This is a genomic window from Actinosynnema sp. NPDC023658, from assembly GCF_040639995.1.
In the GTDB taxonomy this organism is placed as follows: domain Bacteria; phylum Actinomycetota; class Actinomycetes; order Mycobacteriales; family Pseudonocardiaceae; genus Actinosynnema.
Genome location: NZ_JBFAAX010000458.1, coordinates 1 through 4,679 on the forward strand (window position 1 = coordinate 1; position 4,679 = coordinate 4,679).

Genomic DNA, 4,679 nt, shown 5'->3' on the forward strand with positions numbered 1-4,679 from the left:
CGTCCACGGCGGTGCGCAGCCAGCCGGTGATCCGCGGGTCGTCCAAGAGGGTCGCCAGGCGGGCCAGGGCGTAGCAGATGCCGCCCAGGCCGTGGAACGCGCCGCTGCCCACGGCGACCGCCCGCTCGGAGTCCTCCGCGAACGCGGCGAGCAGCGCCGGCACCGGCGCCAGCGCCTCGCGCGCGGCCTCGGTGTAGCGGGCCGCGCCGGTGAGCCTGCCGAGCTGCGCCAGGAACAACGCGACGCCGGTGTAGCCGTTGGACAGCCCCGCGCCCATCGGCGCCACCGCCCAGTGCCGGTCGTCCACCAGCTCCAGTCCGACCCAGTTGACCCGGCCGGCGTCGGCGGTGGCGTGCGCCAGCACCTCGTCGGCGATGCCGCACGCGGCGACCAGCAGCCGTTGCGGGTCCGGGACACCGGCCTCCAGCGGCGCGGGCACCCCCGCGCCGGTGCGGTGGTCCACCGGCCGCGGCCTGCTCGCCAGGGCGGCGCTGACCAGCCACTGCTGGTCGTGCTTGTCCACCTCGCCCAGCTCGGTGACCTTGGCCGCGACCGCCTCCAGCCCGGACACCGGCAGCAGGCCCGGCAACCGCAGGCCGGTGGAGGTCCACACGTCCCGGCTGCCCGGCCGCGTGGTGAACAGCGGCACGTCGCCCGCCCACAGGTCGGTCATCTCGTGCGGCACCAGCGAGTGCAGCAGGTCCTCGTCCGCCGAGCCGTCCCACAGCAGGTCCAAGGCGTCCTGGCGGGCCGACGCGCCGCGCAGCGCGTCCGGGTGCGTGGACTCCTCCAGCAGCGTCGCGTAGAGCTGGGTCATCCGCGGCACGAACCGGGCGGGCAGGTCCGCGAACCGGGCCAGCAGCCCGTCCGGGCCGAGCAGCTCGGCGCGGTGGTCGCACAGCGCGTCGTAGCCGACGCCGAACCCGGCCAGCAGCGCGCCCTGGTAGTCGGCGGGCTCGGCCTGGCGGCCGTCGAGCACCGGGCGGTTGTGCGCGGGGGCCATCGGCGCGGGCCTGCGCACCAGGCGCATCCGGTCGGTGCCCTCGTGCAGCCACGCCACGCCGTCGGCCGGCAGCTGGTCGCCGTGGTCGCCGCCCGTGCCGCCGACGTCCAGCGCGCCGTGCTCGCCCAGCAGCACCATCGGCAGCACGGCGGTGCGGTGCACGGACCGGGCCAGCGCCTTGACCGCCGGGTCCGTCGGCAGGCCGACCGTGGGGTGGAACAGCGTCTCGACGTCCACCAGCACCGGCTGGTCGCCCGCCGCGACCAGGTTCTCGTAGTGCATGTCGGTGCCGTCCACGGCGTACAGCAGCGCGATCAGCGCGCCGAGCCGGTGGTAGAACCGGCCGACCTCGGTGAGGTCCGCGCACGGCGCGTGGTCCACGAACTCCAGCCACCCGTGGGTCGGCCGGGACACCGCGCGGGGCAACCGCAGACCGAGGTCGGTGTGCCCGTCGAACCACGTCACCAGGTCCGCGAACGCCTGGTGCAGGGTCACCGGCCGGGGCTTGTAGACGACCCGGCGGCCGTCGGCGAAGGTCAGCACGGCCACCGACCGGCCGCCCGCGTGCGGGTCGCCCCGACCGGTCTCGACGTGGGTGAGCGCACCGGGGTCGCGGCCGTCGAGCAGGGTCCGCACGACCTCCGGCCGGTCCAGCGCGAACCGGTCCAGCAGCTCGCGGTGCGCGTCGACGGCGTTCAGGCACGCCTGGCCGAGCAGCCGGGCCAGCACCGGGTACCGGGCGAACAGCGCGGACAGGTCGACGTGCCGGACGAAGTGGGCGAACCGCTCCTGCGGGGTGTCGCCGGCGAGCCGCCCGCCGATCCGTTCGAGGTTCAGCTCCAGCACGAGCGTGCGTGCCGCGATGCGGACCAGCCGTGCGCCCAGCGCGCGGGCGAAGTCGGCGTCCAGCCGCGGGTCGAGGGCGAGGGCCGTGCGGACCAGAGGTCTCAGCACGGTCGCGAACGCCTCGTCCCAGTCGCGGTCCCGCTGCCGGTCCTGCTCGCGATCGGCCCCGGCGTCGAAGTCTGCACGGGCCGCGGTCGTGGTGGCGCGTTCCACGAACGCGGCCCATGAGGGCCGTCCACGGGGGACGACCAGCTCCTGGGGGTCCCCGCGCACACCGCTGAGCCACCAGGCTGCTGGGGGCCGGTCGACGGCGGAGGGGAACACGCCGCACAACGTGTCACGGGCGTGCCGTGCCGCACATGGGGGCAGCGCCCCCAGATTCTGCGCGGGGACGGAGGTGGGACCGCACATCTGCGGAAAAGCGCTTCGCCGCAGGTCACCGATGCCTTGTCCGCCGATCGTCGAAGCGGTTCCGGGGCGGTTCAGGCGTCGCAGTTCTCGGCTTGCTCCGCCGCCGCGCGGAAGTCGTCGGGCAGCGAGACCACACCCATCTTCTCCACGGCCTCGTTCATCACCGTGACGGCCTCGGTCATGTCCTGGATGACGGTCGACATCACGTCCGTGGTCATCTCCGGCGCGGTGTCCACGGTCGACTTGGCCGAGACGAACTTGTCCCGCGCCCTGGTCAGCGGCTCGTTGATGATCTCGACCGCGGTGTCGGCGGCGGGTGCGGGCGCGGGTGTCAGCTCGTCCAGGTCGTGCAGGACGACGTTGAGCACGTCGACCACGCGGCCCAGGGAGTCGCTGATGGACTTCCGCATGGCCGCCGGGTCGGTCTGGTTCTGGTCGAACGTCACCCCGCCGGACGCGATCATGTACTTCGCGACGCCGCAGAAGTTGTTCACCCAGCGCAGGACCTCGGGATCGGCCGCCGCCGCCGACGACGACGCCGTCGGGCCGGACACCGCCTGACCCGACACCGGCACCGCGCACCCGGTCAGCCCTGCCAACGCCACCGCCGCGACCACCCACCGCTTCACAGGGGATTTGTACCCCGCCGTCACCCGATGGTGGGGCGGAACATGACAACGGGGACGACCCTCGGCCACGATGGCCGCCTCATGGCCGTCTCACTCGATGTCTCCGGCGGGATCGCGGTCGTCCGGATCGACGAGCCGTCGGACACCGTCCTGCCCGACGTGCGGGCGTTGCTGCCCTTGGTGGCCGGCGCCGGTGCCGTCGTGCTGATGGTGGGGTCGTCGTCGGCGGCTTCGGGCATCAAACGGCTGGTCCGCAGGTCGGCGGCCGAGCGGGAGGCGCTCGCGGCGTCCGTGCGACGGGTGCGCGACGAGTTGGCGGACCTGCCCGTGCCGGTGGTCGCGGCGATCGACGGCAACGCGTCCGGCGAGGCGGTCGAGCTGGCCATGGGGTGCGACCTGCGGGTCCTGGCGTCGGACGGGGGCCTCGGGCGGGTGACGTGCGATCGGGTGTCCGGCGGTCAGGTGCTGGTGGCACGCCGCGTCACCGCCGAAGAGGCGTTGCGGACCGGGCTCGTCGACCGGGTCGTGCCATCGGCGTCCTTGCTGCGCGCGGCGGTCGAACTCGCAAACGAGTGCAAGTCAACGCAAGCGGGACGTAAATCCTGCCGTATAGTTGCTCCATGACGCAACGGCGGTTGGCGGAAGTGGCCGCGAAGGTCGGCGTGAGCGAGGCGACGGTCAGCCGGGTCCTCAACGGCAAGCCCGGCGTGTCCGAGGCGACCCGGTCGGCGGTGCTCACCGCGCTGGACGTGCTCGGGTACGAGCGGCCGACGCAGCTGCGCGGCGAACGTGCCCGGCTGGTCGGCCTGGTGCTGCCGGAGCTGCAGAACCCGATCTTCCCCGCGTTCGCGGACGTGGTCGGCAACGCGCTGGCGCAGCGCGGCTTCACGCCCGTGCTGTGCACCCGCACGGCCGGCGGCGTGACCGAGGCGGACTACCTGGAGCTGCTGTTCGAGCAGCACGTGTCCGGGGTGGTGTTCGCCGGCGGTCAGTACGCGCAGGCCGACGCGTCGCACGAGCACTACCGGCAGATGACGCGGCGCAAGCTGCCCGCGGTGCTGGTCAACGCGGCGATAGAGGACCTCGGCTTCCCACGCGTGTCGTGCGACGACGCGGTGGCGGTCGAGCAGGCGTTCGGGCACCTGGTGGCGTTGGGCCACGCGCGGATCGGCGCGGTGCTCGGGCCGTCCGACCACATGCCGTCGCGGCGCAAGCTCACCGCGCTGACGTCGTGCGCGGAGGCGGCGGGCGTGGAGCTGTTCGAGGAGCACGCGATGTTCTCGCTGGAAGGCGGGCAGGCGGCGGCCACCCGCCTGCTGCACCGGGGCGTCACGGCGATCATGTGCGCGTCCGACCCGTTGGCGCTGGGCGCGGTGCGCGCCGTGCGGCGGCACGGGCTGAAGGTGCCGCACGACGTGTCGGTCGTCGGGTACGACGACTCGCCGCTGATGACGTGCACCGAACCGCCGCTGACGACGGTCCGCCAGCCGATCGAGGCCATGGGCCGGGCCGCCGTCGAGATCCTGGCGAACCAGATCGCCGGCACCCCCGTCCCGGACGAGGAACTGCTCTTCGAACCCGAACTGGTGGTCCGCTCCTCCACCGCCCCCGCCCCCCGCTAACCCGAAACCCCTCCCACCGCGCGTGTCCTACCTCCGCGTCACCCGTGTCCTACGTTCGGAACACCCGAGTTGAACGCTCAGAACACCGGCCGGTCGTCCTGAGCGTTCAACTCGGGGTACTTTGACGTAGGACACGCGCGTTGTGGAGGTAGGACACGCGCGCTGGGG

At 73.5% G+C, this 4,679-nt stretch carries 4 protein-coding genes; 2 read left to right on the forward strand and 2 right to left on the reverse strand.

All coding sequences use genetic code 11. The features are described 5' to 3' along the window. Both AB0G02_RS28850 and AB0G02_RS28855 read right to left on the reverse strand, forming a co-directional pair. Positions 1–2,173: type 2 lanthipeptide synthetase LanM family protein (locus AB0G02_RS28850; RefSeq protein ID WP_360799882.1), on the reverse strand; the 2,173-nt coding region annotated here is incomplete at its 3' end. A gap of 158 nt (positions 2,174–2,331) precedes the next feature. Further along, positions 2,332–2,889, reverse strand: a complete 558-nt coding sequence (locus AB0G02_RS28855; RefSeq protein WP_360799885.1) for a hypothetical protein — start codon at positions 2,887–2,889, stop codon at positions 2,332–2,334. Positions 2,890–2,970: 81 nt separating this feature from the next. Between AB0G02_RS28855 and AB0G02_RS28860 the strand changes: the two genes are divergently transcribed. Together AB0G02_RS28860 and AB0G02_RS28865 are read left to right on the forward strand one after the other, a co-directional pair. After that, positions 2,971–3,513: an enoyl-CoA hydratase-related protein gene (locus AB0G02_RS28860; RefSeq protein ID WP_360799888.1), complete on the forward strand. Its 543-nt coding sequence runs from the start codon at positions 2,971–2,973 to the stop codon at positions 3,511–3,513. Further along, complete coding sequence (locus AB0G02_RS28865) at positions 3,510–4,511, forward strand: LacI family DNA-binding transcriptional regulator (protein WP_360799891.1); 1,002 nt, start codon at positions 3,510–3,512, stop codon at positions 4,509–4,511. Before AB0G02_RS28860 ends, AB0G02_RS28865 begins: the two co-directional genes overlap by 4 nt. Positions 4,512–4,679: the final 168 nt, after the last annotated feature.

Coding starts and splice junctions, on each gene's coding strand:
- AB0G02_RS28865 (WP_360799891.1), top strand. CDS start 3,510: ATGACGCAACGGCGGTTGGCGGAAGTGGCCGCGAAGGTCGGCGTGAGC.
- AB0G02_RS28860 (WP_360799888.1), top strand. CDS start 2,971: ATGGCCGTCTCACTCGATGTCTCCGGCGGGATCGCGGTCGTCCGGATC.